The organism is Colwellia sp. F1 (assembly GCF_056238625.1).
The window spans coordinates 1-2,861 of the sequence record NZ_JBWDLI010000068.1 but is presented as its reverse complement, the minus strand read 5'-3'; the positions used below and the strand labels follow the sequence as shown (position 1 = coordinate 2,861).

General features: G+C 42.6%; 2 protein-coding genes. Both read right to left on the bottom strand.

Annotated elements, in window-relative coordinates; translation table 11 throughout:
* Positions 1-1,180: heparinase II/III family protein (locus AC0UA9_RS17245; protein ID WP_475661956.1), on the bottom strand; the 1,180-nt coding region annotated here is incomplete at its 3' end.
* A gap of 2 nt (positions 1,181-1,182) precedes the next feature.
* On the bottom strand, positions 1,183-2,861 hold a 1,679-nt coding region (locus AC0UA9_RS17240; protein WP_475661954.1), incomplete at its 5' end, for a glycosyltransferase family protein.

Genomic DNA, 2,861 nt, shown 5'->3' with positions numbered 1-2,861 from the left:
CTTCAAGAACAGTAACACCAGTCTTATGGCTTCCTGATTCAGGAAGTTTTATATCCGTTGGATGCAGTGTTTCTGGGTAGGAGTCCATCACTCCATGTGAAATGGCTGAAACCACTCTGTCACGCTCTTCCAATTTTCCGTAAATGTACTTTCCTGGATCAGCGAGGAATTGTGTACCTTTATACCAAAAAACAATCTGCCCCACATCAGCGTGCTTGTGGACATAGCTATGGCCGCCAAACGTCGTAGCGAAGTAATCGGGCCTTTCTTTATTATTTCTAACAATAAAAAGACCATCATCAGAGATATCTTTGACAAAATGCTCATCATTATCTTTTTTTATTGCTATCTGCGACTTAATCGTTTCGGACCACTTCGACCGTGATGATGTATCACCAAATGTAGCCAAACGGCCGTCAGGCATTGCTAACCACTTTTTGATGCTGTTAGCTTTATTTAATACGCTTGACGGGAGCGACTGAGAGAACAGTTCGTCAAGCTTCAGCCTTTCGATCAAGTTTAAAACAAAAAAGTGATATTCAGGAGAGTTCTCGGTATGCAGCCCGTTTTTTGTAAACTGAGCCCCCATAATCTTATCGAACTTCTCACTTGCGTACTCCAGCGCATGATTATCTTGGAGACACAAGGCAAGTACTACTAGGCCATGCAGCTGGAAAATACCGTGATTTCCTTTATGTAGATTTTTTTCTTTAGTTAGGAACTCCAAGTGTGCCTTAGCAAGCTCATCCAAGCAAGAAGCCAAACTATCAAGCTCATCAGAGTCAAAGCAGCTCTTTTCCTCTTTAACCACAGAACAATAGAACGCTATTCTTGCAGCCCTAATCCCCACTGACATGTCATACCACGAATAGTCAGAGCAGCACTTATCTTTAAAGTGAAATCTATGCCAATCTTTAACTATAGAAATAGTCTTTTTTAAAGCACTGCAACTTCCAGTTTCAAAGTATTCTCGAAGCCATTTATCCCCCATCCTCCAGCAATGAAGCTGAAAACACCAGTTCGAGTCGTTATGAGGATTTTGAGCCCAATCAAATGGAACTGTCACATTAAAAATCGGCGTTCCTTTGCGCAAACATGCTTCATCATCAGCCAATGAAACTAACAGCTTTTTGTCAATTCCAGAAAGCAAGTCGTAATTGTAAAATTCAAGGTTTTTCACTATTAAAAATCCATAAGCTTGGTATCAAACTCATCAGCCTCAACTCTGACTTGAGGGTTCGAGACAAAGTAATCATCTGACTCCCCCCAAGTATGACCTCCTCCAGAAGCTCTGAACTGGATAAAATTGAACGGGTCAGCTGCATAAATTTTGTATTTTTTCTCAATGACATTCTTGAGGAAAGAGCTATCTTCACCAGTATTTCGGCTTTCAAACCCTATTTCATCAAATACCGACTTTTTGATAACAAACGTTGGCCCTGCTACAAAGTTAAACTCCATGTGCCTCTGCCCAGGGAACCTACGTATCAACTTGTTGCTCCCAGAGAGGTACATGAAGACCTCACGCTTCCCTACCATGGCATAATCACCAAATGAGAAAGGAATCAGCATATCAGACAGATAATGCTCAAAATAGAAGTCATCATCATCCATTTTGGCAATGTAATCGCCTTTTGCCAACGTGGCTGCGGCATTAAACCTTTGGCCAAGAGTCTTGTCGGAGTCGTCTTCGACCAGCTCTATCCTCTTAGCATTCTTAACTTTGCTATGGAGTAATGACTTTAGGTCCTCAACGTCCGTTGGTGAGAAGTCCTGCACCCAAAGAATCAGTTCTAGATTTTTATGGTTTTGACGGGCCACATTTTCAACTAGGCGTTCACTCATGTGGGGCCTTCTAGTACAGGTCACGATACTAACAAGAGGGTCCGACAGATTTTCTTCATAGCCGAGAGACTTTCTTATTTCCTGGTACCGATGCGCATAAGTATGTTTTTTCATCACCTCACGGTAGCCAAGGTGTGATGTTTTATCCCAATAGTGATTATCAGTCAGCAGCTTCTCAATAATTTCATTAGCTTCTTGGGCATCGTTTGCCATATGAACGATACCTGAGAACTGCTCCTCAATCGCACGGGAGGGAGTAGACACAACAGGCGTACCACATGCCAACAACTCATAGACACGTCGAGACATCATCGTAGGTGAGTCGACAATGGTGTTTACATTCAAGAACACCTTAAACTGCTTGTAGAGCTTCACTACCTCATCAAAGGGGACCGAGTCTCTGATGTAAGGCTGAAACTCTTCCGGGAATTTATATCTTTCGTTGTCCAGCTTGGAGAAACGGTCGTAAATAGCACCTTTGAACTCAATGATTGAAGGCAGAAGCGCATGCATTTGTCGCTTCCGTTCATCGTGCCCTACACTGTAATAAGAGCCTGCGAAGCATACAGACTCAGGCTCACAACGAAACCTTCCAGAAGGGTTACAAATATTCTGCTGTGCCGCAAAAGGCACTGCATAAACCTCAGCCCCTGGAACATCCTTCTTGTACTCTGAAACCTTGTTTGAGTCAGTGGTAAATATCACATCAGCATACTTGGCAATAGGCAAGAACTTCTCATAGTGCATCGGATCTTCTTTATTCCAGAAAAGAAGTGGCATTTTCTCTTTTACCTTCGGAAGAAAATCCAGCAATGCTTTCGCATTTTTATGCTTCAACCCTGGAGAAGTAAAGGCATACTGCCAAGCCCCCCTGTTACCTTTCCAACAGCTTTCTATTAAGCAGAAATCTGCTCGAGAAGATTTCACCTGCTCATCATACTGGTTTCGACTGACCAAGTATTGCTTAAACTCGTACTTCCAGCACTCCTCAGATATTTCATCCAGAATAGAGATAG